This is a genomic window from Halochromatium roseum (genome assembly GCF_016653315.1).
Taxonomy (GTDB): domain Bacteria; phylum Pseudomonadota; class Gammaproteobacteria; order Chromatiales; family Chromatiaceae; genus Lamprobacter; species Lamprobacter roseus.
Window position 1 is genome coordinate 124,670 of record NZ_NHSH01000061.1, and the last position, 23,818, is coordinate 148,487.

Annotated in this window: 27 protein-coding genes; 13 read left to right on the forward strand and 14 right to left on the reverse strand. The window is 57.3% G+C overall.

The window, feature by feature from the left end:
- Positions 1-512 precede the first annotated feature (512 nt).
- The 6 genes from CCR96_RS14125 to CCR96_RS14145 form a co-directional block, all read right to left on the reverse strand.
- Positions 513-1,409 carry a hypothetical protein gene (locus tag CCR96_RS14125; protein WP_201220757.1) on the reverse strand — a complete coding sequence of 299 codons (897 nt, stop codon included), beginning with the start codon at positions 1,407-1,409 and terminating at the stop codon, positions 513-515.
- 122 nt (positions 1,410-1,531) lie between these two features.
- A complete protein-coding gene (locus CCR96_RS14130; protein WP_201220758.1) occupies positions 1,532-1,831 on the reverse strand; it encodes a type II toxin-antitoxin system RelE/ParE family toxin in 300 nt (99 codons plus the stop codon).
- Positions 1,828-2,073, reverse strand: coding sequence for a type II toxin-antitoxin system ParD family antitoxin (locus CCR96_RS14135; protein WP_201220759.1), 246 nt, complete (start codon positions 2,071-2,073; stop codon positions 1,828-1,830). The genes CCR96_RS14130 and CCR96_RS14135 overlap by 4 nt, the downstream gene beginning before the upstream one ends.
- A 178-nt stretch (positions 2,074-2,251) precedes the next feature.
- Positions 2,252-2,380 carry an MBL fold metallo-hydrolase RNA specificity domain-containing protein gene (locus CCR96_RS25350; RefSeq protein ID WP_338034925.1) on the reverse strand — a complete coding sequence of 43 codons (129 nt, stop codon included), beginning with the start codon at positions 2,378-2,380 and terminating at the stop codon, positions 2,252-2,254.
- A gap of 89 nt (positions 2,381-2,469) precedes the next feature.
- Complete coding sequence (locus CCR96_RS14140; RefSeq protein ID WP_201220760.1) at positions 2,470-2,856, reverse strand: CCDC90 family protein; 387 nt, start codon at positions 2,854-2,856, stop codon at positions 2,470-2,472.
- Positions 2,853-3,092 (reverse strand): hypothetical protein, encoded by a 240-nt coding sequence (locus tag CCR96_RS14145; protein ID WP_200238574.1) that lies wholly within the window; start codon positions 3,090-3,092, stop codon positions 2,853-2,855. Before CCR96_RS14145 ends, CCR96_RS14140 begins: the two co-directional genes overlap by 4 nt.
- 178 nt (positions 3,093-3,270) lie before the next feature.
- Between CCR96_RS14145 and CCR96_RS14150 the strand changes: the two genes are divergently transcribed.
- A complete protein-coding gene (locus CCR96_RS14150; protein ID WP_201220761.1) occupies positions 3,271-3,501 on the forward strand; it encodes a hypothetical protein in 231 nt (76 codons plus the stop codon).
- 67 nt (positions 3,502-3,568) lie between these two features.
- On the opposite strand, the gene CCR96_RS14155 is transcribed toward CCR96_RS14150, so the two are convergent.
- The 6 genes from CCR96_RS14155 to CCR96_RS14180 form a co-directional block, all read right to left on the reverse strand.
- On the reverse strand, positions 3,569-4,150 hold the full coding sequence (locus tag CCR96_RS14155; RefSeq protein WP_200238566.1) for a PIN domain-containing protein: 582 nt from the start codon (positions 4,148-4,150) through the stop codon (positions 3,569-3,571).
- A complete protein-coding gene (locus tag CCR96_RS14160; protein WP_200238563.1) occupies positions 4,150-4,620 on the reverse strand; it encodes a helix-turn-helix domain-containing protein in 471 nt (156 codons plus the stop codon). The genes CCR96_RS14155 and CCR96_RS14160 overlap by 1 nt, the downstream gene beginning before the upstream one ends.
- Before the next feature lie 49 nt (positions 4,621-4,669).
- The gene (locus tag CCR96_RS14165; RefSeq protein ID WP_200238558.1) at positions 4,670-4,987 is read right to left on the reverse strand and encodes a hypothetical protein; all 318 of its coding nucleotides are present in this window, start codon (positions 4,985-4,987) and stop codon (positions 4,670-4,672) included.
- Between the two features lie 21 nt (positions 4,988-5,008).
- Positions 5,009-5,677, reverse strand: a complete 669-nt coding sequence (locus CCR96_RS14170; protein WP_200238553.1) for a Uma2 family endonuclease — start codon at positions 5,675-5,677, stop codon at positions 5,009-5,011.
- A gap of 560 nt (positions 5,678-6,237) precedes the next feature.
- Entirely contained in the window at positions 6,238-6,570 is a 333-nt protein-coding gene (locus CCR96_RS14175) for a HigA family addiction module antitoxin (protein ID WP_200238535.1), read from the reverse strand.
- 14 nt (positions 6,571-6,584) lie between these two features.
- Entirely contained in the window at positions 6,585-6,863 is a 279-nt protein-coding gene (locus CCR96_RS14180; protein WP_200239158.1) for a type II toxin-antitoxin system RelE/ParE family toxin, read from the reverse strand.
- Between the two features lie 203 nt (positions 6,864-7,066).
- Between CCR96_RS14180 and CCR96_RS14185 the strand changes: the two genes are divergently transcribed.
- The 7 genes from CCR96_RS14185 to CCR96_RS14215 all read left to right on the forward strand — a co-directional run bounded on the left by CCR96_RS14185 (position 7,067) and on the right by CCR96_RS14215 (position 15,320).
- Positions 7,067-7,444 (forward strand): RpnC/YadD family protein, encoded by a 378-nt coding sequence (locus CCR96_RS14185; RefSeq protein ID WP_201220762.1) that lies wholly within the window; start codon positions 7,067-7,069, stop codon positions 7,442-7,444.
- 298 nt (positions 7,445-7,742) lie between these two features.
- Positions 7,743-8,645, forward strand: coding sequence for an RpnC/YadD family protein (locus tag CCR96_RS14190; RefSeq protein ID WP_201220763.1), 903 nt, complete (start codon positions 7,743-7,745; stop codon positions 8,643-8,645).
- 252 nt (positions 8,646-8,897) lie between these two features.
- Positions 8,898-10,028 carry a GNAT family N-acetyltransferase gene (locus CCR96_RS14195; protein WP_201220764.1) on the forward strand — a complete coding sequence of 377 codons (1,131 nt, stop codon included), beginning with the start codon at positions 8,898-8,900 and terminating at the stop codon, positions 10,026-10,028.
- 57 nt (positions 10,029-10,085) lie between these two features.
- Positions 10,086-11,582, forward strand: coding sequence for an oligosaccharide flippase family protein (locus CCR96_RS14200; protein ID WP_274601121.1), 1,497 nt, complete (start codon positions 10,086-10,088; stop codon positions 11,580-11,582).
- A gap of 8 nt (positions 11,583-11,590) precedes the next feature.
- The gene (locus tag CCR96_RS14205) at positions 11,591-12,205 is read left to right on the forward strand and encodes an acyltransferase (protein WP_201220766.1); all 615 of its coding nucleotides are present in this window, start codon (positions 11,591-11,593) and stop codon (positions 12,203-12,205) included.
- A gap of 59 nt (positions 12,206-12,264) precedes the next feature.
- Entirely contained in the window at positions 12,265-13,983 is a 1,719-nt protein-coding gene (locus CCR96_RS14210; RefSeq protein WP_201220767.1) for a DUF4214 domain-containing protein, read from the forward strand.
- A 71-nt stretch (positions 13,984-14,054) separates the two neighbouring features.
- On the forward strand, positions 14,055-15,320 hold the full coding sequence (locus CCR96_RS14215) for a hypothetical protein (protein WP_201220768.1): 1,266 nt from the start codon (positions 14,055-14,057) through the stop codon (positions 15,318-15,320).
- A 5-nt stretch (positions 15,321-15,325) separates the two neighbouring features.
- Here the strand turns inward: CCR96_RS14215 and CCR96_RS14220 are convergent, their stop codons facing one another.
- Positions 15,326-16,279, reverse strand: a complete 954-nt coding sequence (locus tag CCR96_RS14220; RefSeq protein ID WP_201220769.1) for a glycosyltransferase family 8 protein — start codon at positions 16,277-16,279, stop codon at positions 15,326-15,328.
- Positions 16,280-16,356: 77 nt separating this feature from the next.
- Positions 16,357-17,454, reverse strand: a complete 1,098-nt coding sequence (locus CCR96_RS14225; protein WP_201220770.1) for a glycosyltransferase family 4 protein — start codon at positions 17,452-17,454, stop codon at positions 16,357-16,359.
- A 442-nt stretch (positions 17,455-17,896) separates the two neighbouring features.
- On the opposite strand from CCR96_RS14225, the gene CCR96_RS14230 reads away from it, so the two are divergent.
- The 5 genes from CCR96_RS14230 (at position 17,897) to CCR96_RS14250 (ending at position 23,814) form a co-directional block, all read left to right on the forward strand.
- A complete protein-coding gene (locus CCR96_RS14230; RefSeq protein ID WP_201220771.1) occupies positions 17,897-19,369 on the forward strand; it encodes an MBL fold metallo-hydrolase RNA specificity domain-containing protein in 1,473 nt (490 codons plus the stop codon).
- 402 nt (positions 19,370-19,771) lie between these two features.
- Positions 19,772-20,845, forward strand: a complete 1,074-nt coding sequence (locus tag CCR96_RS14235; RefSeq protein ID WP_201220772.1) for an acyltransferase family protein — start codon at positions 19,772-19,774, stop codon at positions 20,843-20,845.
- A 247-nt stretch (positions 20,846-21,092) separates the two neighbouring features.
- A complete protein-coding gene (locus CCR96_RS14240) occupies positions 21,093-21,707 on the forward strand; it encodes a sulfotransferase family protein (RefSeq protein WP_207191972.1) in 615 nt (204 codons plus the stop codon).
- Between the two features lie 276 nt (positions 21,708-21,983).
- Entirely contained in the window at positions 21,984-23,003 is a 1,020-nt protein-coding gene (locus CCR96_RS14245) for a polysaccharide pyruvyl transferase family protein (protein ID WP_201220774.1), read from the forward strand.
- Between the two features lie 7 nt (positions 23,004-23,010).
- Positions 23,011-23,814, forward strand: a complete 804-nt coding sequence (locus CCR96_RS14250; RefSeq protein WP_201220775.1) for a hypothetical protein — start codon at positions 23,011-23,013, stop codon at positions 23,812-23,814.
- The last annotated feature ends 4 nt before the right edge of the window (positions 23,815-23,818 follow it).

Sequence of the window (23,818 nt, forward strand, 5' to 3'; positions counted from 1 at the left end):
TATGAGAGAAGATCCAATTGTTGCTGAAATTCGCCGCTATCGCATGGAGCACGCTGCGAAATATGGACATGACCTCAAGCGAATCCACGAGACACTTAAGGAGTACGAATCTAAATCGGGGCGCGAAGTCGTTTATCGCAAACCACGTTTGCTGTTGCCAAGAACTGGGAGCCAATAAGCCGCTCTAGGGTGAAGCTATTGGTGAAGCAAGCGGTGAAACCCGTTTACTAAAGCAGCTGTTAACAAAACGCTCGCGCTTTCCCACTGGTCGGCATGGGCTGAGCGCTCGAAGACATCTTTTGCGATTGAGCAAGCGCGCCCCACTCTGCAGCGCTGGATGTCTCGCCCGGTCGTGCCCCCGGCCTGGGGGTTGACCAAAATTTATTTGAGTGCGTGCTCGCACTCCTGCTCAATGGCATCAAATACTGGGGCTGGAACGGTGAGCAGGAATTGCTTGCGTCGGTTCTTCGAGACCTTGCCGTTGTTTTGCAGAGCGGCAATCACCAAAGTCGTCAAGGCATTGCCGCGCACATCGAAGCGTTCATCGATTTGGCGATACACCTGGTCGAAGCGGGCGAGAAATTCGGTCTCTTCGCGCAGGTCTTTCTCACGCCGCGCAAAGGTCCTCGTAGCCAGTTTTGTTCGTGGCGATAGGCAGCGGCTCGATCCAGTGGATTGGTGATGGCGGCGTTTTGCAGCTCGACCAGATAATCCTCGTCCATTGGTCGCGGCTGGTGTGCCTGTTTCAACAGCGCCACAAAGGCCTCGGCCTTATCCTGCGATGGTCTCTCTCGCTCGATCGCGAACGAATTTTCGGTCTCATGCAGATAAGCCCAGGCCAGCGCCCGATCGGTCGCCTGCTGCCCAAGTCCCGTCACAAAGGCATTTGCGCGGTCGAGAATGTTAAGCGCGAGCAAGCGTTCAATGGCTGGCGTGCGCTCCACCGTGACCGCGTAACGCAGCGACCCCAACCCGTTGAAATTGACCTTCCAGCGTGCATTGCGCTGACCGGGCGCGGTGAGGTAGCGCTTGGCATCGAACAGATCAACGGTTGGACCGGCGATCGCAAGATTGCCTTCAAGCTCGCGGCCGTTGAAGGCCTCCCACAAAAACCCCAGGACGCGGACATAGCGACTCGAGGGCGTGGTCTGAACCCGGCGCTGGATGTCGCTGCCAGATAGGCGCTTGAGCGCCTGCGCCAGCACCTGCAGGTTGACGCCTTCATGCTTGAGCGCGAACAGCAGCTGCTCGAGTGGCTCATCATGTCGGGGCGCAACCTGCGCGGGCACCAGCAGGGCATCCGCTGTCTGCGTCACCCGCGATACAGGCGCAACCCGCGCGGGTCTTGAGAGCGGAAATGCCGTGAGCTGGAAGCGTTCGCAGAACGATTGGTAGCCGAGGCTGCCCATTTTTTCTTCAACGGCCAAGGTTTTTGTTAAAAAAACCCTATCTTGCCACTTTTTTTGTTAACGCCTAATCAAGCCGGCGGTGGTCGTCGAAGAACAGGGACTCGGCGCCGCGCTTTTAGGCGTCACAAGCGAACCGCCTCGCGCAGCCAATCTTCATGTCCATGCCGCACGCGCAGGATGTAGATGTCGTTTGGCCGAATGGTGTAAATCAGGATATGCGAACCGACCGGGTGAATGCGGCATGCAGGACGTAGCTCTGAGCGCTCTGGCCCGGCAAACGGGTTGTCGGCTAAAAAAACAAAGGCCTGATACAGTTTTCGGTGGTAGCGCTTGGCTTGCTCAAGCCCAAAGTCCATCGCACCTGTCACGTAAATCTGGATCAAGTCCTCCTCGGCCAGTTCACTGAGAACATACGGATTCACTTGATATTCGCAAGCCTTGCGAGCGCCTCGGCTTCGACCGCCTCCATGGATCGCCGCCCTTCACCAGCAGCCAGTGCCTCGTCAATGAGGCCTTGTAGCTCGACAATCTTTGCAGCACGCTCCTGATCGCGACGTATCAGATCCCGAACGTAATCGCTGACATTGCTGTAGCGACCTGAGCGCGAGCATTGATCGACCCAGGCCTTCATCGCATCCGGCAAAGAAATGTTCATGGTTGCCATAAGATCACCTCCGGGGACGATGTTGGCAATCTTTGCTAAATATTGTCAAGCTACTAAACAAACTACATCGCTTCATATACCGCCCGCTCACGCGCCTGCTCGCCCAGCCGCCCTGTCTCGCGCCGCGCCAACACCAAGGCGCTGTCGAAGCTGATCACCGGGTTGGCGCAGACTGACATCATCGTGTAGACGGCACCCTGGGAATGCCGGTGACAAACTCGATAAAATCCCACTGGTCGGCATGGGCTGAGTACCCACCGATACTGTGGATCTGGGCGCGGATGGCGTAGCACTCGCCGTCGAGCATGACATAGCCTCCGCACGGGCCGTAGCGCTGAATGTCTCGCCCGGGCCTGCCCTAGGCCGGGTAGTCAACGAATGCCAGTTTGGCGCTGGTCAGAGCAGGGCCTTGATGATCAGCGAAACGATCCCCGCCAGCACAGCGCCCATCATCCACTTCAACAGTGTTAGATCGGTGCGGATTGGAGCTAGGGCTTGCTCTAGGTTGGCTTTCGTCACGTGCTCATCCTGTGCCGTCCCGATGGCGCGCACGACCGCTTCTGCCTGCTCGGGCGCAAAGCCCGCAGTCTTGAGTTTGTCCACCAATTCCAGGGTGTCGTCGAAACCAGTCTCGGCCTGATGCAGTTGCGAGGACACCATGCAAACGAGCCAGTCATCGAAGCGGATGGATGCCTGACGGATCAATAAGACGGGGCGTCGCTTGGAGCCGGAGAGATCGGTGTTGGGAAAGGGCGTCAAGGCGATTTGCCCAGCGCGTTTCATTGCCAACGCTCGCGGAGATCGGTGTCGCCGTAAATAACCGAATCATCATCCATGCCACGCAATGCCTGCTGCATTGCCATGTCGGCAAACTCCTGATCAGTCCAGTGATCCACGATCGGGGCTCGGTGGCTGGTAAATCGGGCGGCCAGATAATCAACGAAATCGAAAACCTCTGCCCGCTTTTCGTCCGGCAGCCTCTCCAGTTTCTCGATCAGTTCGGCGTAAACCATGGTCATTACCCGTATTCTCTGTTTGGTGCTTCATGCTAGCGCGCCCCCGAGTTAGACGGAGCCTTTTCCGCAAGTATAACGGGCTCCCGACACGAGAGCGGGGGCGCGTCCTGGGGTCTGATTCTCGACTACCCGCGCCAAGCCATCAAGTTGTTCGCCCCCAATGAGGCCGAGGGACTAAAGCATGATCTACCAACAAGAGCACGCGCCAGAAGCCGCCGCAATCAGCGGGTTTGCCGAGCGCTTTCTGCGCCAGGGCGAAGCCCGTTTACTCCGACAGCTATTAACAAAACGCTTCGGCAAGCCCTCCGAGTTGATCGAGAGGCGTCTTGAAACCGCCGACGCCGAGACGCTAGCCATCTGGTTCGACCGCGCCTTAGAAGCCCAAGCGCTTGAGGACATCTTTTGCGATTGACCGGCATTTCTACCCCCGAGGGGCTAGTGTGAGCCGCGCGGCGCCAACATTCAGTTGTTCGATACCCTCAAATCAACTCAGCCGCTTCGCGCAACCGCTCAGCTGTACTGGCCAACCCCGCATTTTCAAGCGCATTCGCAAACTCATCCGGCGTCGTCTCCGGCTTTTTGCGTCGCGCTCGCATACGTTTAAATGCGGAGATCGCCGCAATGGGATGAAGGTCCAACTGGTGGACGATAAAGGTGTCCGGATCAATCGCCTCGATCTCGAAAGCATTCAGAATGTCGGCGGGAAAGTCGCGTAAGTTATCGGTTACAATGCAATCAGTTTGGCCAGCGACAGCTGCAGCCAGCACATGAGCGTCATCCGGATCCGGCAACTCGACGATCAAGTTCAAGCGCTGCCATTGGGCCGACGGTATCTCCCAATCAGGAACTGCGGCACGCATACTGTCCCGTCGCACATCCAACTTCCCCGCCAAATCTGGCCGTCGCGTCTCCAGTGCGCGAATCCACTCGTCCTCAATCTTAACAGTCCACTTCGCAGCGAAGAGTCCGGCCGTCGCTAGGCTCATCAAGGCATCGGTCACAGCAATGGAATACAGCACACATGCATCCAAGACTGCCGTGTATCGCGCATGCCTAGCCATCAATAATCCAGCCCGAGTTCTCTCGCGTTATCGGCCATGCGCTCGAGCGCTTGCTCTTGCTGCTGGCGCATCGCCCTCTCGTAGATCATCAAGTTGTTCAAGGTGACGCGGCGGTGGGTGCCGACTTTTCGGTAGGGGAGACGACCGGCCTCCATCTCCTTGATCACGAAGGGACGCGAAACATTCAGAAAATGAGCGGCTTCAACCGTGGTGAGCTCACTCTCGGCCGGCATCAACACGACCGACTTGTCCTGGCTTATTGCACCGAGCAACTGACCGATGAGCCTCAGGGCGGCGGGCGGCACCTCAACCTGTGGGTGCTCACCGTTCTCCGTCGTCAGAACCAGCGCTGCGGCCCGAGAATGATCTAGCGCGCCCATGATGCAGCGCTGCGCCGCTCGTGCAAGATCCTTGTCTGCTGCAGTCAGGACGGGAGACGCGACCTTATGCACGCGTTCTATGGTTGTCATGGGCCACTCTTCTTGGTAAGACCTAAGCGGCATCATAGCTATAAATGCATTAAATGCAACAAACCACAGCAGGATGAGCACGGATGCGGGGCGGGCAGAGGCCCGCGCGCTCGAGGACATCTTTTGCGTTACTGTTCCCCGCGCCATTGCCACCGACCAGATAGGTCAGTGGGCCGAGCTTGACATCGCAATGCCCGATGCTTTTGGCAACTAAAACTGCAGCACGCGCAGCCGGTGCCAGAGCCGCTCGACAAGGATCACCATCATTGGTGATGCCCGCCGCCCACAGCGTGAACCGGGCGTCTGGGCGCTCGCTCTTGGGACCGGCCTCCAGCAGTGCCTTGGCCTGTGCGGCAAGCCGATTCATCTAGAGGATCAGGCGGAGGTCTCAAAATCCGGCTTCCCAAATCCCAGCCATGGATAACGCCAGCCCGGGTAACAGCTCGCCCTCGCGCAGCTCGGTTGGGTCTTGCAAGCAGATCGGATCTGAATCAGGGGCGTACTGCCAAAGGTGTCGGTCTTGAGGCAAGATCAACCAGCCAAGCCCGACGCCGTTATCGCGCCATTCTCGCATCTTGGCATGGAGTGCTTCCGGATGATCGCTGGCGGAGGCGAGCTCGATGACAACATCTGGAGCCAATGGCAGAAACGCACGCTTTTGCTCTGCGCTGAGCTTGGCCAGTCGGGCGTTGCGGACCCAAGCCAGATCGGGCGAGCGCATGGCGCCGTTGGGTAGCAAAAAGCCGGTGGAGGAGTCAAACACGCGACCTCGCCGATCGGTGGCGGCCCAGTTCCCGAACAGGCGGGTTAACTCGGCATTGCGTGCGCCCGTTTCGGCGCCGGTTGGTGGCATGATGACGATGTCTCCCTGTGACGAGCGTTCGATACGCAGTTCCCGGTTGGCCTCGCAAAGCGCGACGAGCCAGTCGTTATCGCGCGAGCACTGCCGTGGGAGGCGCAGGTTGAGCCCACTGAAGCCTGGGACTTCCCCACCCTGTGGAGACAGCGGTGGGGGAAAGAACCCTGAGGACGCAAGGGCAGGCTGGGGAGTCGGCATGGTCAGAGTCCGCGGCTGCGAAAATAGGAAGAGGCTGACAGGGAGTTTAAGGGGAACGGATGAAGTGACTCAATTGCAAACGACTTTCGATTCGTGACCCCGCTGTAAGTCCGTTGGCGTCGGGGTTCAGGCGCGGCGGGCATGACGCCACCGAACTACGCCTGGGTAGCGAGCGGCGCTCCTACCTGGCCTTCGCGTATCTCGCCTATGCCTTTCGCCAGCAACAGGCGCGCGATCATTTTGGCAGCCCCAATCTCATCGCCCGCCTAAATCTCCCGAACATGCGCCACCCGCGCAGCCAATGCCTCAAGGCACAACAACCTCGGTTCCTTCCAACACCTCACCCAGTTTCCCGGCCAGCGCCGTCCTTGCACACTGGTAGCCGGCGGCAAGCAGATAGGGTAGCCGCCCGACGTGGTCGATGAGCAGCGACTGGTAGCCGTTAGCGCTCTGGGAATCGGGCGCGGGATAACGCAGCTCGTGACAGGAGCCAGTGACGCCTGTGGTGGATGTCGAGAGTCATGCGGTAAGACCAATCTTCGATGACAGGACCGGCAGGTCTAGGCCTGTGCGTGCTCTTGGGTGCGGCGCGCGGAAGTGAGCCGATCGTAGCGGGGAATTCGCGAGAGTTCCCCTTGCAGACGTTCACGGGCGAGTTCTGCGTCGTAATGCGCTTGCAGGGCGAGCCAGCCGTGTGCGTCGACATCGAAAAAGGCGCCTAAGCGTGTGGCGGTATCGGCGGTGATCGCCCTTTGCCCACGGACAATTTCGTTGATGCGGCGTCGGGGCACACCGATGGCTTGAGCCAAGGCATATTGACTGATACCGAGTGGTTCCAGCCAGTCCTTGAGCAGGATTTCTCCAGGATGCACCAGTGCGACTTCACGGTTCATATCGGTTGCTCTATTTAATGGTAATCGACGATTTCGACCTGCCATGGCGCGTTGTCTTCCCAACAGAAACACAGGCGCCATTGATCGTTAATGCGGATGCTGTACTGCCCGGCGCGATCACCCGTGAGTGCCTCGAGACGATTGCCGGGCGGACGACGCAAAAACGCCAAATTTGGCGCTGCATGAAGCTGCTGCAGCTTACGCATCGCGACCGACTCGAAAGGGACGAATCGCGCGATGCGTTTGCCGTAGAAAAAGGCTTCGGTATCACGGCAGCGAAACGACTGAATCATGTCGTGGAGCGTAACGCAAAAGGTTACGTTGGTCAAAGTCTATGGGCAGGCAGGCCCTTTGCAGGCAGCGAAGGGCAATGCACATGGCTCAACGGCAAGCAGGCATGCCCGCCGCCGAGATCAGCTAGGCCGGCCCCGGCAAAGCGCCTTGGCAGCTGGAGGCGGCGATCGCAGAGCGCAGCGGCCCGCTTTATCTCCCGAACATGCGCCACCCGCGCAGCGAGCGGGTAGCGGTTTACGCCGAGGCCGTGCGCGGGGTGCTGGAAGTCGACATCTATGCGCACCTGAGCGAGGAAGAACGCATGATCTACCAACAAGAGCACGCGCCAGAAGCCGCCGCAATCAGCGGCTTTGCCGAGCGCTTTCTGCGCCAGGGTGAGGCCATTGGTGAAGCCCGCGGTGAAACCCGCGGCGAAGCACGCGGCGAAGCACGTTTACTACGGCAGCTATTAACAAAACGCTTCGGCAAGCCCTCCGAGTTGATCGAGAGGCGTCTTGAAACCGCCGACGCCGAGACGTTAGCCATCTGGTTCGACCGCGCCTTAGAGGCCCGTGCGCTCGAGGACATCTTTTACGATTGACCGGAAGCGCCGCGCCCCACTCTGCAGCACCGGCAGGCGGAAACGATCAATCAGGTAGGCGTAACCCAGCAATGACGCCGCAAACTGGCCATCAGCGCTCGAAAAAGACGCGCTGATATTGGGCTAAGTACCCGCCGATCCGATGAATCTGGGCGCGGATGCGTAGCGCTGGAGGTCTCGCCCGGGCTTACCCTGGTCTGGTAGCCAACGAAGGCCAGTTTGGCGCTTGCCCGTCGCGAATCCTGTACCATCATAAGAACAGTGCACGAGAGCCGGATACCCGTTCTGGTGGTTGACCATGCCGAGCAGTCACGACCAAAACTTCAAAAATCTGATCATCGACTACCCACGCCAAGCCATCGAGTTGTTTGCACCCGATGAGGCCGAGGGCCTCAGCGCGCCCGGCGTGCGCTATCTGCCAGTGCGCGAAGAACAGCTCAAGGAGCGTCTCGGCGATCGGTTCCGCGAACTGGATACACCCCTGCTGGTCGAGTGGCCAGACAGACGGCGCGAAGCCCTGCTGTTTCTGTTCGAGGAAGAGACCAAAACCCGACGCTTCTCGATCCACCGGCTGGCTCACTATTGTCTGGACGTCGCCGAACTGCTGGGCACCGAGCGCATCGTGCCCGTGGTGATTTTCCTGCGCGGCGGACATTACGCCACCGAACTCCGCCTTGGCAGCGAGCGGCGCGCCTACCTGGCCTTCGCCTGTCTCGCCTACGCCTTTCGCCAGCAACAGGCGCGCGATCATTTTGGCAGCCCCAATCTCATCGCCCGCCTCAATCTGCCAAACATGCGCCACCCGCGCAGCGAGCGGGTAGCGGTTTACGCCGACGCCGTGCGCGGCCTGCTAGAACTGGAACCCGACCCCGAGCGGCAACTCAAATATCTCGACTTCGTCGACATCTATGCGCACTTGAGCGAGGAAGAACGCATGATCTACCAACAAGAGCACGCGCCGGAAGCCGCCGCAATCAGCGGCTTTGCCGAGCGCTTTCTGCGCCAGGGTGAAGCCATTGGTGAAGCACGCGGTGAAGCACGTTTACTACGGCAGCTATTAACAAAACGCTTCGGCGAGCCCTCCGAGTCGATCCACCAGCGTCTTGAAACTGCCGACGCCGAGACCCTAGCCCTCTGGTTCAACCGCGCCTTAGAGGCCCAAGCGCTCGAAGACATCTTTTGCGATGAACCAACCGCATGAAGCCGCACCGTCATGCATATCGGACGCTGGCAACATTGCGATTGATAGCTACCTGGCCCGCCCTGCGGAAGCCGCGCCCGTCTGCAAAGCACTTGACTCCTGGTACAGAGAGCAGCAGCGCCACACGCCTCCACCTCTCGCGCCATCGCTCGATAACGAGCATCATCGATTAAGTCGCATAACGCCTAACCTTGCTGTACTTTAGCGCAGCATGCTGATCCCACGCCTCTGATACCTAGATTCTTTCTCCCGGTGACTAATTCCGCCTCCTCACCCAGCAGCAACCGCGCCGCAGTCGTACGAGTCGTACGGCCAGCTGCGGCAACCGACGCCGCGCGCTGGGACGAATACGTGACTGCGCATTCGCGCTCCACACCCTACCATCGCTGGGCCTGGAAGCAGGCGCTTGAGCAGGGTTACGGATTAGCAACGACCTACTACCTGGCGGAAAACCACACAGGTGACATCATCGGGGTTCTCCCCGCCGCGCGGATGCCGCATCCATTGCGGCGCGGCACCCTCTGCGCGCTGCCCTACTGCGATCGCGGAGAGCCACTCGCGGACTCTGCCGATATCACCACCGCACTCACAACAGGTCTGCTTGCTGACGAAACCGGGCCGCTTGAACTACGCGGAACGCGCGGCGACGACACCCCGCTCGACGACGCTGCGACCAAAAAGCTCGAGCCGGGACAAAAAGTCCGCCTGCTGCTGGACCTGCCAGAGCGCGCCGACACCCTGCTTGCAGGCTTCAAGAGCAAGCACCGCAGCCAGATCAACAAGGCCCGCAAGAACGGCCTGATCTCAGGCGTGGGCAGCGGCCCAGAGCGCATCGATGCCTTCTACCCCATCTTCGCCCGCAACATGCGCGACCTTGGCTCGCCCACCCACAGCCGACGCTGGTTTCACGCCATCGCTCAGCACTATGGCGAGGACTGCCTGGTCGGGCTCGTCGAACTCAATGGTGCAGTTGTAGGAGCTGGCATTGTGCTACTCGCTGGCCCGCGCGCAGCCATCCCTTGGGCCTCAACGCTGCGGGACTCCAATCATCTGGCACCCAACATGCTGCTGTACTGGGCGTTGCTCGAGGCGGTGATTGAACGCGGAGCCCGACGCTTTGACTTTGGTCGCTCCAGCTTCGGCGAAGGCACTTACCGCTTCAAAACCCAATGGGGAGCGCGTCCCGTCCCACTCGACTGGCACCGCATAGAAAAGCAGACTGATCACACAGCGATCCAAGACCGCCAAGAGCCGCAACCAACACAGGCCACCACCGCACCGGCCGGACGCATCAGACGCAGCGCCGAAGCGCTGTGGCGACACCTGCCCCTGCCCCTCACCATTGCTCTCGGTTCACGTCTGCGCCCCTGGATCAGCCTCTAAACCCATGCACGGCATCCCCAGCTTCATGCGGCCGTAGCAGCGAGCCAGCCCAAACCCATGATATCGGCGCAAAGAGTCCTGGGCAGTTCGGCCCTACTGGTCGCGATCAAGCTGATACACCGCAGCTTGGGCCTGATCAGCACCCTGGTGCTTGCCCGCCTACTCACACCAACAGACTTCGGCCTAGTAGCGTTGGTGTCCATCATCGTCTACTTCTTCGATGTACTCTCCAGCACCGGCTCGGACGAGTACATCATCCGCAAGGCCGAAGTCTCGCGCGACGACCTCGACACCGCATGGACCCTCGATCAGTGCATGAAGTGGGCGCTCTGGCTACTGCTTCAGCTCACCGCACCCGCAATCGCCACCTTCCTCGAGCAGCCAGCACTCGAGAATGCGCTGCGCATCGGCGCCTTCGTGCTTCCCATCAACGCCCTGGCCAGCGCGCGCATCAACCTGCTCAAACAAGACCTCCGGTATCGGGGAATCTTTTGGTTGTCCGTCATCCAACGCGCCGCCGCCTTCTTCTTGGTCATCGCCCTCGCCTGGCATTGGCAGAATTACTGGGCCATGATCGTTGGCGACCTGTTCGCCAGTCTGCTGTTCGCTGCCGGCTCCTACCGCATCGCCCCGCATCGCCCGCGCTTAACCCTCCTGCACGCGCGACAGCAATGGGCGTTCTCAAGCTGGATGCTGTTCAAAGGCGTCATCGGCTACACAAGATCACAAGTCGATACGCTCTTCGTCTCCAAGCTCTTTCCCGCCGCCACCCTCGGCCAATACCACATGGCTAGAGACATCGCCATGTTGCCCGCGCACAACGTCGTCATTCCAGGAACCGAGCCCTTGCTGGCCATGTTCCGTCTCTCGCGGGAAGCCCCTGATGCGCTCGCGCGCCACCTCCGCATCAGCCTCAGCGCCGTCGCCGCCTTAATCGTTCCGGCCGCAGTCTTCATCGCCTGCTTCGCCAAATCGATCGTGCAAGTACTACTCGGACCGCAATGGACACAAGCCGCCCCAATCCTGGCCAGCATGAGCCTGCTATTGCTGTACTTTTGCCATGCAGTCGTCTATGAGCGACTACTGGTCGCGCACGCACGGGTACGTCTGCTCTTCGCACTCGATGTGCTCAGCCTGCTCATCGTCGCTGCAGCACTAGCGCTCGCTGCCAGTGGCACCGCCGCCGAGGTCGCATTATTCCGCGGTCTCGCCGGCTGCCTGAACCTCCTGATTCTCGCCGGCATCTGCCACACATCATTGCACCTCAAAAAAGCCATGCCCTGGTGGCCGTTCGCTGTCATTGCGATTGCCACTAGTATCGCCGCGCTATCCGCCGAACGCCTGTCGCAAAACCTGGATCAGCCCCTGGCGGCGCTAGCCGCACAGATCACCACATTTGGTTTAGTATACTTACTCTTACTTGGCGCCGGAGGCATCAGCTTGTGCCGGACCGAAGCTGCGCTGATCCGAGATCTCTGGCGCCGACACAAACACATCAGCTCCACCCCGTCACGGGCCAAGTCCGGCTTACCCCGCGAAAAAGCACTTGATTGAAATTGCTTATGAGAACACGCCTGAAAAATCTGCTCAACGTGTCTTCCCAAGTGCTGATGCTCCCTCTAACGCTGCTATGCAAGATTGAAGAAAAGCTGATCTCCAAAGACGTTGAGGTCATCTTTAACATCTGTACTCATGTGGTCGCCCTGCTCCCAGGCCTGCCCGGCGTGTTCTTACGCCGCGGATTCTATTCAATCGCGTTAGAACAATGTTCCCTAGACAGCTACATCGGTTTTGGAACCATCTTTTCACACCGAGCGACGATGGTAGCGGACCATGTCTACATCGGCAGTTACGCCTTGATTGGATCAGCTATTCTCGGCCAACACTGTCTCATCGGCAGCCGCGCAAGCATTCTAAGTGGCACCGCTCTGCACATTCTGGACGATGACGGCACCTGGACCCCGTACTCACCCGAACGGCTGGAACGCATCACCATCGAACCAAACGTTTGGATCGGCGAAGGCGCCATCGTCGCTGCCAACATTGGCCGGGGCAGCATGATAGGTGCCGGCTGCGTGATCACAACTCCCGTCAAGGCCCAAGTCATCATGGCTGGAAACCCCGCTCGTTTTGTACGCAAACTTGAGCCAGAGGCGCAGCCTGAGACACTGACCTAGACTCCATGCACCTATCAGAACGATTAGCGGCCTACAACTCAAGAATCTGACCGCCTATCATGTTAATCACACCCGATAACAACTCTCATCGACGCAACTCAGGACTAGGCTATTTTCTGAGCCTTGTACTGGTGGCAGCCACATTGCTGCATCAATCAGGACAAGCCAGCGCCAAAGGCGCGTTTTTGATTGACGACGACAATGCCTTTTGGAACGCCGACATCGGACTGGACAACGGAGCCATTATTCCCGCCTCAGCGGCACAATTATTTCGCATCTACTCCGGCGCCTTGGGACGTTTTCCAGATGATACTGGCTTCGCTTGGTGGACCACAGAGATGGTCGAGGGGCGTCATGACCTAAACAGCCTGACCAGGCACTTCATTGACGCCGAAGAGCTTGTGGAACTGGCGGATCAGAACCAGGACGGAATCCTCTCTAACGATGAGTTGGTCACCCACGCGTACTTGACGGTGCTCGGCCGAGAGCCTGACGTCGCCGGTTTTCAGTGGTGGCTCGGCGAGTTGGACAGCGGACGTCGCGCCGCGGTCGACCTCTTTATTGGCATGACGCAATCCAATGAATACGTGCAGCAGACTCTAGAATCAGTCGCAAGCTACCTGCCGGATGGTGGAGCATTACCCAGGCCGTACTATCCTGAGACGGAGTCCTATCCAGAGCCTGCTGAGGGACCTTGGATTGCCCCCATGGCAACTTCACGCATGCCGACACTGACCTACGAGGGCGCCTGGCGCCATCGCAAGGGGCATTGGAACGAGATCGAGCAAATCAACGGCATGAAGGGCGGTTTCGCGGTCACAGATGACGGCGTCTGGCTCACGAACAACCGAAACAAAACAAAGGCCGTCGGGAAATACACCAGACCGGTACCGGCGCTGACGACAGAAATCGCCGAGATGCCAATTGCGGAACTCCTGGTACCCTTTTTCCCTGTTGAGCCAGAAGGCACGAACGGCACCCACCTGAGCGATATCTACTACGACGAGGTTGTCGACAAGCTGTATATCACGATCAATGAATACTACGACGCCGACACAAACAATACCAACTTCATCGCCGTCATGGACCAAGACGGCGGCAATAAACAGGGCTATTTCGACGTCACCAATCACCAAATGGCCGCAGGTCAAATTCTGCGTACGCCCGATCATTTAATCGATCAAGTCGGCGGTCGTCTGTACATGCACCCCGAGCATTGGACGAACATCATCAGCCGTGTGTCAAGCGGCGCAGGCTTGCATGGATGGGATGGTAGCGTTCCTGACAATCAAGGCGACACCATCGCCCTCACGCCGCACCTTTACTATCCGCACACGCTGACCCCGGGCGAGCACGGGACCTCAGGATGCAGCCAACCTGCAAATCCGATCTTCAATCGCTTGTCTCGCTATGAGGTGAGCTTTTTCTGGAAGGACAGCTACATTTCGATTGGCTTGAATGCAGGACAACAAGGCGGCATCGCCTACGGGCATCCGCCTTACGGCGGCAACAAGGGCAATTACACCTGCATCGAAAACGATTACGACAACTATTACTGGATCTGGGATCAGGATGACATCTTCAATGCCCAGAGCCCATGGGACCCGAAGCCAGTCGAATGGGGGTTCCTAGCACCACTAGCCCCCGAAGCACCCTGGATCATCGGCGCCTACTTCGACCCGGTGACGAGCAAGCTCTATCTCATGGGGAAGAATGATTACCTGCAGGGGCAGGACGAGTGGAATCCCGTCATCTACCAATACCACGTCAGTGACTGAATCCCTCAGGCTGCGCCACGCGTGATCTCCGCCAGAACCCAAGCCTTGTATCGATTGCAGCGACACCCCTTATGTATACCAATCCCCGTCTCCTGAGCGCTTTGCTGGTGGTAGCCGCGATGTCACTGCAAGCCGGCCAGGGCAGTGACCAAGGCGCATTCATCTCTGATGACGACAGCGCCTTCGCTCATGAGCAGCTGCTTACTGTCGCCTTAGCCGAGGTTGAGTCTGACTCTCCAGAGCCAGCTCAGGGGCCGTGGATTGCGCCCGGGGCGACCTCGCGCATGCCGACACTCACCTTCGAGGGCGCCTGGCGCCATCGCAAGGGGCGCTGGGACGAGATCGGAGAAATCAATGGCATGAAGGGCGGTTTCGCGGTCACAGATGACGGCATCTGGCTCACGAACAACCGAAACAAAACAAAGGCCGTCGGCAAATATTCCAAACCAACGCCAGCGCTAACGACGAATATCGCGGATATGCCAATTGCAGAACTCGTGGTGCCCTTTTTCCCTGTCGAGCCTGAAAAGACGCGCCGCACTCACCTGAGCGATGTCTACTACGACGACATTGTCGACAAGCTCTACATCACGATCAATGCACACTACGATGCCAATAAAAGCAACACCAAGTTCATTGCCGTCATGGACCCAGACGGGAGCAATAAACAGGGCTATTTCAACGTCACCAATCGCCAAATGGCCGCAGGTCAAATTCTGCGGACACCCGATGATCTGATCGACAAGGTCGGTGGCCGGCTCTACATGCACCCCGAGCACTGGACGAACATCATCAGCCGTGTGTCGACCGGCGCGGGCCTGCATGGATGGGACGGAACCGTCCCTGAAAAGCGCGGCGACACCATCGCCCTAACGCCACACCTGTACTATCCGCACACGCTGACACCAGGAGAACACGGGACCGGAGGGTGCAACCGACCCGCAAACCCGATCTTCAATCGCTTGTCTCGCTATGAGGTGAGCTTTTTCTGGAAAGACAGCTACATTTCGATTGGCTTGAACGCCGGCCAAGAGGGTGGCATTAGTTACGGGGAACCGCCATACGGCGGCAACAAGGGTAATTACACCTGCATCAAAAATGATTACGACAACTATTACTGGATCTGGGATCAGGATGACATCTTCGGCGCCCAGAACCCATCCGAGCCAAAGCCAGTCGAATGGGGGTTCCTAGCACCGCACGCGCCCGAAGCACCCTGGATCATCGGCGCCTACTTCGACTCGGTGACGAGCAAGCTCTATCTCATGGGGAAGAACGATTACCAGCAGGGGGATTCGTGGAATCCCGTCATCTACCAGTATCAGGTGAGTGATTGACTCTTTTAGACACGGGATGCCTCTCCACACCAATCCTCTAACACGCTAGCGTGCCGCTTGTTCCAACTCGACCCACTCGGCTTGCCGAACGCCAACAGATACCGAAGGCGCCGTAGGCGCTTGCGCTCCCACTCCTGAAAGCCCAGTTCCGGGATGCTGCCTGTCACCGAGCGGGGCATCTGTGCGAACAACCGCTTGTAGACCTTGGAAAAGACCTCGGGACATCGGCATTCATCCTGATCCCAGGGTTTCAGCCGACCTGCAAAATGCACAATAAAGGGCCTAAGCGCAGGAACCAGGTATGACATCGGCCAAGTGAAATTCCATCTGAGATCAAGCCTCTGGTAGATATCGCCGAAACAGATATTGAGATAGTCCTGATCATGCAACGGCGTCTTGATACGCTCGCTTTTTATGAGCTCAACAACCTGTTTGCCAGCACCCTCTGTTGCCCAAAAATCGACATTGATATAAAACAGGCCGGAATTAAAGTAGGAGCGGCGCCTTTTGAGCGATGGATTCAGCTCATAAACCTGAGGTTGTTTATCGATATGATGAATGGCCTCTACGGCAGCCAACCGCACAGGGGGGTTGGCGATGAGTTCGCCTAGATCCGCATCAACCAGCATGTCGCCATCCATGTACAAAATATTGCGGTGATGCGACAGGAGTTCTGGCAGAATCAGTCGGCCATAGGCGGCGGTCGACATATCCTTGAGCTTGACAGGCAGCGCACTCCAATCCAGACCATGCGCCTCTCCAGAGTGATCGATAAATTCAATATCCACACCCAAGTTGGCAAAGTAGGCACAGACATCCTGCTTCACCGCAAGCGGCACCCCGAATCCTAGCAAGGCTATTGGGAACCGCATGCTACTGCGGTTCACTGCAGTGGTGGCGGTTGCCATCATCAGTGGCAAATACCGCTGGTCGGACACGAAAGCTACACAGCTTTCCATTTTCCGCACTCCTTGGGAGACATCAGGCCTCCCTTAACTAGATTTACCCTCAGGCTGAGAGCTTGTTCGTTCTTTAGTCAGCGTAAGGCCAACTCATAGGTTTCGATTGTCTTGCCCGCAACCTTATCCCAAGCCAAAGCATCTGCGGCCAATCGGTTCTGTTCGCCCATTGCCGCCAGCTCCCCTCGATCGAGGGTCTGTAGCCGCTGCGCCAAATCCGTAGCCGAAGAAAAATAAACTGCTCCGTTTGGCGGCACCACGCCCAGCACCAAAGCGGACTCGGGCAGGATCAATGCCTTTTTGCACGTCATCGCAAGAATCACCGAACCCGACGTCAAGGTCTCTGAAAAAGGGATCAACACCACATCGGCCAGTGTGATGTAGTCCATCAGCTCCGAGTCCGGAACATACCGGAAATCAAGCACCACTCGGTCCAAACCAGAGAATGCTTCCTCGTACTCCCGCCGATCTTCCGGTTCACAATGCCCCGCAAGAATCAGCCAGCAGTTGTTTGGCAGCCCCCCCGCTTCCACCACCGCCTTTTTCAGTGTTGACAACCCCTTCTGAGGTCGCAGCGCACCGAAGTACAGGATCACGACCGCGTCGGCAGCGATCGCCTTCGCCCCTCTTAGGTCAGCACTCGACATCGAAGACGGCGGATAAACACTATCGTAATTTCCGTGGGGAATCACAGACGCCTTTTCGGGAAGCGCAGTGCCATAAATCTGCATCAGTTTCTGCAACGCTGGATCACTGTGGACAATAACCCTGTGTGCAAAACGTAAAAACGCCCGTCTTATCAGCCTTTCACGCTCCCGATCAAAGCCCTGATGAGCGTAATAATTGTGTATGGTCCACACAATGCGCAAACCAAGGAGCCGCGCCAGCATGACATCCAGTCGAAACAGAGAGCGCTTAAGGGCAAACAGGCTGCTCGAGCGAGACCAGGTCAGACGAGTGATAAGCGCAGCTACCCAGTGGACGTGAATAACATCAATATCCCGATTGGTAAGCCGGTAACGGGTAAAGCCAAAGGGTGCGCACGGAAGTGCATCATACGAAACGTCGAGCCCTCTTGCCCGCAGCGAGTCGGCAAGGAGACCGAGATACGGATTGCCACGTTGCCAGATCGGCATGATTGCAACACGGCTTAATTTTTTGGTTACAAAACGCATTGTTGCCCCGGATCTTCACTGCCGGTATCATCGATACGCGAAGACGTTCTCGGCCCCCATCAGCAATTAAAAATTCAAAAATGGTTATCTCAGTTCGCGAACCGACAGCCGTTTTCGGTTGTTCGATGCGTGATACTACCACGCACTCACGCTCGCTTGTCTTGTACATCGGGCGGAAACAACCCCCCCAACCCCGCAGGACCCCAACCGCACGGCTCGGTCAGCAGCCCCATGTGCCGCCCCGCGGCCACCGGTCACCCTCTTGTTCAGATCACGTTTTGCGTTAAGATGACCGCTGATTGAATGTGATTGGAGATAGCCACGGCGCACGAGCCTGGCTCTATGTCACTCTGGCGCCGCTGAAACAAGCTGCTGCCCCGCGTGTGGTCCAATCCCTGACATTTGCGCAAGGAACGGTGAGTCACTTGATTAGGCGACATGCATGACCCCTGAAATCCATCACCACGGCGCCACCACCGGCGTCACGGGCTCCTGTCACGAGCTGCGATACGCGGCTGCCGTCGGCCCTGACTCCCAGGGCGCCCCTGGCTACCAGTCGCTGCTGATCGACTGCGGCCTCTTTCAAGGCGACGAGGCCGGCACCGATGGCGCGCGTGCCAACCAACTGCAGATCGGCTTCGACATCGCCCCGATCCAGGCGCTGATCATCACCCACGTCCACATCGACCACGTCGGGCGGCTGCCGTACTTGCTTGCCGCTGGCTACCACGGTCCGATCCCCACCAGCCCCGCCTCTGCCGAATTGCTGCCGCTGGTGCTCGAGGACGCGCTCAAAGTCGGCTTTACCCGCGATCAGCGCCTGATCGAGCGCGTGCTCGCGATGCTGCAAAGTCGCATCATCGCGCTGCCGTTCGGGCAATGGCACCGGCTTGACGGGCAGGGCGGTGTCGTCGCGCTCGAGCGGGCCAGCGAGCCCGGCGAGTCGACCGACGGCGGACCCCTGATCCGCCTGCAGCGCGCCGGCCATATCCTCGGCTCGGCCTATGTGGAGATCGAGGTTCCAGACCAGCGCCAACGCATCGTCTTCTCCGGCGATCTCGGCGCCCCGGACACACCGCTGCTCCCCGCACCGCAGCCGCCTGAGAGGGCCGACATCTTGGTGCTCGAAAGCACCTACGGCGACCGCTGCCACGAAGACCGCAGTACGCGCGTCCAGCGCCTGCGTGCGGTGATCGAACACGCGCTCGCTGATGGTGGCACCGTCCTCATCCCGGCCTTCAGCATCGGGCGCACTCAAGAACTCCTTTACGAGCTCGAAGGCCTGTTCCACCGCCATGGTGAGGATGGCGCACAAGCACGCGCGCACTGGCAGCGCCTGCAAGTGGTGCTCGACTCACCCCTGGCCGCCGATTTCACCAAAGGCTATCGGCGCCTGCGCCAGGCTTGGGACGACGAGGCCCAAGACCGGCTGCAACAAGGCCGCCACCCGCTCGCCTTCGAGCAGTTGGTCACCGTCGACGAGCACGCCGACCACATGCACATGGTCAACTACCTGGCCCACAGCCGCCAGCCCGCGGTGGTTATCGCCGCCAGCGGCATGTGCGCCGGCGGCAGGGTGGTGAACTATCTCAAGGCGATGCTTGGCGACCCGCGCCATGATGTGCTCTTCGTCGGCTACCAGGCCAAGGGCACGCCCGGGCGAGACATCCAGCGCTACGGCCCGGGCGGAGGCTACGTGATATTCGACGGCGAGCGCTACGACATCCGCGCCCAGATCCACAGCATCGGCGGCTACTCAGCGCATGCGGATCAGCGGGATTTGATCGAGTTTGTCACCGGCATTCCCACAGCGCCGGCTGAGGTCCGCTTGGTGCATGGGGATGAGGGAGCGAAGACGGCGTTGGCCGGGAATCTGCGTGAGGTGTTGGAAGGAACCAAAGTTGTTTTGCCTTGATGCACTAACTGCGCCAGGCGGATCGCTTGTGAGCGCCGAAAGCGCGGCGCTGCTCGATCAAAGCCCGAGACAGTAGCAATGTTGCAATCGTCCGACATGCATGACGGTGCGGCTTCTTCCGCTTGGTTAATCGAAAAAGATATCTTCGAGCGCACAGGGGCTGTAAGGCACGGTCTAAACCAGAGGACTAGGTCTTGGCGTCAGCGAGTGCAAGATGCAGGTGGATCGACGCAAAGGGTTCGCCGAAGCGTTTTGCTAACAGTTGAGTGATTTCTAGACTTGATGCGCAGATTTGGCGCATCTATACTTCCAAGTCGGTGCCCAGCTTATGGAAATAGAAATGCAACGGTAGCGAACATAGATCGGATCGGCCAACAGTTATCTTGATGGGGTGGATGTTTTATGTTCGGACTCTACCGCACAGCCCTCGCATTGGTCGTTGTCGCTCACCATATTCTCACTGTACCGATAGTGGGGCATTTTGCCGTTCAGGGCTTCTTTGTGCTCAGCGGCTATCTCATGACCACGATCATGCACGGTACCTACGGCTACACATTGAAGGGTGCCCGGGGCTTTGCCGTTAACCGATTTCTCCGTCTGTACCCGCTTTACTGGAGCATCCTCTTACTCAGCAGCCTGCTGGTTGCGAGTGTGGGGGACGAGGTTTCGGCTGGCTTTCGCAGCGCGATTTATCAGCCGAATAACTTCCTGTCATGGATGCAAAATGCATCTCTGATATACTTGGATTTTTTTCCAGGGGAAGTAAAACCGCGGCTAGCACCGGCAACTTGGGCGCTAACGGTGGAACTGCTTTTCTACCTTCTTATTGCGATCGGCATATCGAAGAGCAGGACGCTGTGTCTTATTTGGCTTGTCGTAAGTCTTGTCTACACTGTTGCTACCTATGCCCTGGTTCTACCTTACGATTACCGATACTCAGCGCTCGCCGCCGGATCATTACCATTTTCGATTGGTGCAACAATCTATTTCTACATTAAGCCAATAGCCCGCTGGCTTAAACGGTTCAGGAGGGTACTGCACGCCTGGAACTGCTTTGCACTTATTGGAATTAATTACCTCACAGCTATACTTGCGCTTTTCTACCCATCATGGCTCGGATTCTACACGCCGATATCCTGGTTGGTCAACATCGCGCTTAGTGCGCTAGTCACTGTAGTGCTTGCCAAACAGGGTTTGGCTGGTATCAGCGAAAAATTTGATTCGAAGCTTGGCTACTACAGCTACCCCATCTATCTGTCCCACTGGGGAGTTGCTCTGTTTATTGTAGTGGTTTCAGGTGGGGCTGTAGCGCGCGGTTTACATTGGCAGGGTTTGATACTTTTCCTAGCCACTGCCCTTCTATCCACGGCTCTATCTTTCTTACTTAAATCTGCCATTGATGACCCAGTGCAGGGAATTCGAGCACAAGTTAAACGCAGATTGCGCGGCGAGGTGAGTTTGATTCAGGTTAAATAAATCAAGTAATCCCCTCGGCTCTTCCTGACCAGACCCATTTGGCGGTCCAAATCCGTGGGGCGGCGCTGGCGTCAAATTTCGACTGTTAGCGACTCATGAATTCAAAACCCCCGGCTTTACCAATAAATGGTTACTTTTAAACACTGAATTTGGTTATTTTCCACAGACTTTAAAAAAGAAAATATTCGACACCCTTCGATTTACCGAAAAACTGCGACTACATCACATTTAGCAGGAAAAAATGAACATGACTAAAAAAATATTTTGCGTGGGGTTAAACAAAACAGGAACTTCATCTTTACATGAAGCATTTAGAATTCTAGGCTTAAAAAGCGTGCATCTTAAAGATGATCAAGGCATAAACATCAAAGACGTCATTAAAAATAACTACCTGACAGGAGAAAATATCCTCAAAAGCCTGGAAGAGTATGATGCGTTTTCTGATTGGGCTAAAGGTGTACACACTGTCGATATAGTTAAAGAGTTTGACAAACAGTACCCAGGTAGTAAATTTATACTAAACACTAGGGATTTAGAAGGCTGGCTAAATAGTAGAGAAAAACACGTGAAAAGGAACCAAGAGAGAAAACAAAAAAACCCAGATGAAGATATTAGTTGGTTAGATGTAGACAGAAATGGTTGGGAAAATCAGTATACCAAGCACTACGATGAAGTTAATCAGTACTTCGAAGGCAGAAAAGATGATATTTTAGTTTTTGATGTCACAAAAGGCGATGGTTGGGAAAAACTTTGTCCCTTCCTGAACCTTCCAACACCCTCAGTCCCTTTCCCCAAAAAGAATGTTGCTCCTAAAAAGAAATCATTTTTTAGAATTTTAGAAAAAATAAAAAAGCACATCTAATTTTTCGCGAATCTCAACCGATTCTGCGCATCTGGTCTAGACCCCACCAGGTAAGGCATTAGCGTAGTGGTCCCCACATCAAGTGCAACCTACCTGTACCGTGCGCAGTGCTAACGGATTGATTCGCGGTTTTGCCATCGAGTTGCCATGTTCATCATGGCAGCGAATGTCAAGGTAGTCCGTCTTATTGTTCATTTCGCCGCAACACTGCGGTCTCAGCGTGCGGCCTCAGACAGAGCATGTCACCGAAGGCCGCTTCCACAGTAGAAGGCAACAATGGCTCACCTCTCGCGTCTCGAACTGATCTCTGACCTCGAACGCCAGATCCACGGCATCCTGAAGCATTATATTTCTCCGGATGAACCTTTAGCGATATTGGGTTTCCCGGACATCAGGAACTGCGGGGACTCGGCAATCTGGCTGGGCGAGATCGCATACCTGCGAAAATATTTCTCCGGCAAGACGCCAGATTACGTCTCTCGAAGGAAGGATTTCTCGGCTGCAGAGTTGCGCCGCCGTGTTCCAGTCGGTCCGGTCTTCATTCAAGGCGGCGGAACCTTTGGCGATATTTGGCCCGGCCACCAGGGGTTCCGCGAAAGTTTGCTCACTGAGCTGACCGACCGTCGGATCATCCAGTTTCCGCAGTCCATCCATTTCAATGATGCAAAGCGGATCGACGCCTCCGCCAGAGCGATCGATCGGCATGGTGACTTCGTCCTGCTGGTGCGCGACGAGCAATCGCTGGAATTCGCCGAGAAGCACTTCAACTGCGCCGCACACCTCTGCCCCGACATGGCCTTCGCGATCGGACCACTCTCGCGCCCGGAGACCTCGATTCCCGTCCTCGCGATGCTACGCGACGATCGCGAGTCTGCCCGGAAGACGTGCGAAAGTTCGGCCTGGGCTTGGCCGGACATTCCGCAGGAGGATTGGATTACGGAGAATCGCCGTTCGGTCGACCGTGTCAAGCGATGGGGTTGGCTGTCCGCTCTGGCCGGAGGCAAGCCAGCCGAACGCAGGTTCCGGATGCTAAACGCCGCTGCAAACCAACGCCTGATGAAGCGTGGTATTCCGCAGATTTCGCGCGCCCGCGCGATCGTCACGGACCGGCTGCATGTTCACATATGTTCCCTGCTGCTGGGGCGGCCCCACGCCGTTCTCGACAACAACTATGGTAAGGTCCGTGGGTACCTGGCGGCCTTCTCGGGTGGAACGGATTTTTCTTACCTGGCTAGTTCGCTCGAGGACGGTATCGCCTGGGCGCAGTCGCAGGCCGAAAACTGCACGCATTTCTAGTAACCCCATGACGCTTCTCACCTTTATAGTACCGGTACGTCACCAAGATAACGCACGTGACTGGGACGCACTGACTGGCAAGTTGTCAGAGACCGTCCGCTCCATTGCGGCCCAGACGCATCCCGACTGGCGCGGTATCGTAGTCGCCAATGTGGGAGCTGTTCTTCCGCCCTTGCCGGATAAATTCTCGATCTGCCGCGTTACATTTCCGCCCAACGATCTGCATGAACTTGGACAAGGAGGTAAAGCGGCTTTTCTGGACGCCTTTCGTGCAGACAAAGGCCGGCGGGTTCTTGCCGGGATGCTGGATGCCCGGCAAAGCCGGTATACCATGATCTGCGACGACGATGATCTGGTGAGTAACCGCATCACGGAATATGTGGCTCAAAACCCTTCCGCCAACGGCTGGGTGGTAACACGCGGATGGCTCTGGAATGATGGCGGCCGTTATCTTTTTGAGTATAACGACTTCAATCATAAATGCGGAACCTGCCTAATCGTGCGCCGCGATCTGTATGAAATCCCCGAAACCTTTGAAGAAGCCGACTTGGAATGGATCAAGGACAGTTTTGGCAGCCATCATCGCATCGACAAAAAACTCGCCGCGTGCGGCACGCCTCTGCTTCCTCTACCCTTCCGTGGCGCAGTGTACCGGGTAGGAAATACCGGATCGCACAGCGGGACGTCTACGATTTTGCACCAGGCATTGCTGAACGGGTCGACCATCAGGCGACCGAAGCAGATCCTCAGAAATCTGTTGGGGCTAAGGTGGATCGGGCGCAGCCACCGCCAGGAATTTTTCGGTGGATAGCGCA

Excerpts from the sequence above, each read along its gene's own strand:
- CCR96_RS14125 (WP_201220757.1), bottom strand. The coding sequence starts at position 1,409 with ATGGGCAGCCTCGGCTACCAATCGTTCTGCGAACGCTTCCAGCTCACG.
- CCR96_RS14135 (WP_201220759.1), bottom strand. The coding sequence starts at position 2,073 with ATGGCAACCATGAACATTTCTTTGCCGGATGCGATGAAGGCCTGGGTC.
- CCR96_RS25350 (WP_338034925.1), bottom strand. The coding sequence starts at position 2,380 with ATGCTCGACGGCGAGTGCTACGCCATCCGCGCCCAGATCCACAGTATC.
- CCR96_RS14140 (WP_201220760.1), bottom strand. The coding sequence starts at position 2,856 with ATGAAACGCGCTGGGCAAATCGCCTTGACGCCCTTTCCCAACACCGAT.
- CCR96_RS14145 (WP_200238574.1), bottom strand. The coding sequence starts at position 3,092 with ATGACCATGGTTTACGCCGAACTGATCGAGAAACTGGAGAGGCTGCCG.
- CCR96_RS14150 (WP_201220761.1), top strand. The coding sequence starts at position 3,271 with ATGATCTACCAACAAGAGCACGCGCCAGAAGCCGCCGCAATCAGCGGG.
- CCR96_RS14155 (WP_200238566.1), bottom strand. The coding sequence starts at position 4,150 with ATGGCTAGGCATGCGCGATACACGGCAGTCTTGGATGCATGTGTGCTG.
- CCR96_RS14160 (WP_200238563.1), bottom strand. The coding sequence starts at position 4,620 with ATGACAACCATAGAACGCGTGCATAAGGTCGCGTCTCCCGTCCTGACT.
- CCR96_RS14165 (WP_200238558.1), bottom strand. The coding sequence starts at position 4,987 with ATGAATCGGCTTGCCGCACAGGCCAAGGCACTGCTGGAGGCCGGTCCC.
- CCR96_RS14170 (WP_200238553.1), bottom strand. The coding sequence starts at position 5,677 with ATGCCGACTCCCCAGCCTGCCCTTGCGTCCTCAGGGTTCTTTCCCCCA.
- CCR96_RS14175 (WP_200238535.1), bottom strand. The coding sequence starts at position 6,570 with ATGAACCGTGAAGTCGCACTGGTGCATCCTGGAGAAATCCTGCTCAAG.
- CCR96_RS14180 (WP_200239158.1), bottom strand. The coding sequence starts at position 6,863 with ATGATTCAGTCGTTTCGCTGCCGTGATACCGAAGCCTTTTTCTACGGC.
- CCR96_RS14185 (WP_201220762.1), top strand. The coding sequence starts at position 7,067 with ATGCGCCACCCGCGCAGCGAGCGGGTAGCGGTTTACGCCGAGGCCGTG.
- CCR96_RS14190 (WP_201220763.1), top strand. The coding sequence starts at position 7,743 with ATGCCGAGCAGTCACGACCAAAACTTCAAAAATCTGATCATCGACTAC.
- CCR96_RS14200 (WP_274601121.1), top strand. The coding sequence starts at position 10,086 with ATGATATCGGCGCAAAGAGTCCTGGGCAGTTCGGCCCTACTGGTCGCG.
- CCR96_RS14205 (WP_201220766.1), top strand. The coding sequence starts at position 11,591 with ATGAGAACACGCCTGAAAAATCTGCTCAACGTGTCTTCCCAAGTGCTG.
- CCR96_RS14210 (WP_201220767.1), top strand. The coding sequence starts at position 12,265 with ATGTTAATCACACCCGATAACAACTCTCATCGACGCAACTCAGGACTA.
- CCR96_RS14215 (WP_201220768.1), top strand. The coding sequence starts at position 14,055 with ATGTATACCAATCCCCGTCTCCTGAGCGCTTTGCTGGTGGTAGCCGCG.
- CCR96_RS14220 (WP_201220769.1), bottom strand. The coding sequence starts at position 16,279 with ATGGAAAGCTGTGTAGCTTTCGTGTCCGACCAGCGGTATTTGCCACTG.
- CCR96_RS14225 (WP_201220770.1), bottom strand. The coding sequence starts at position 17,454 with ATGCGTTTTGTAACCAAAAAATTAAGCCGTGTTGCAATCATGCCGATC.
- CCR96_RS14230 (WP_201220771.1), top strand. The coding sequence starts at position 17,897 with ATGACCCCTGAAATCCATCACCACGGCGCCACCACCGGCGTCACGGGC.
- CCR96_RS14235 (WP_201220772.1), top strand. The coding sequence starts at position 19,772 with ATGTTCGGACTCTACCGCACAGCCCTCGCATTGGTCGTTGTCGCTCAC.
- CCR96_RS14240 (WP_207191972.1), top strand. The coding sequence starts at position 21,093 with ATGACTAAAAAAATATTTTGCGTGGGGTTAAACAAAACAGGAACTTCA.
- CCR96_RS14245 (WP_201220774.1), top strand. The coding sequence starts at position 21,984 with ATGGCTCACCTCTCGCGTCTCGAACTGATCTCTGACCTCGAACGCCAG.
- CCR96_RS14250 (WP_201220775.1), top strand. The coding sequence starts at position 23,011 with ATGACGCTTCTCACCTTTATAGTACCGGTACGTCACCAAGATAACGCA.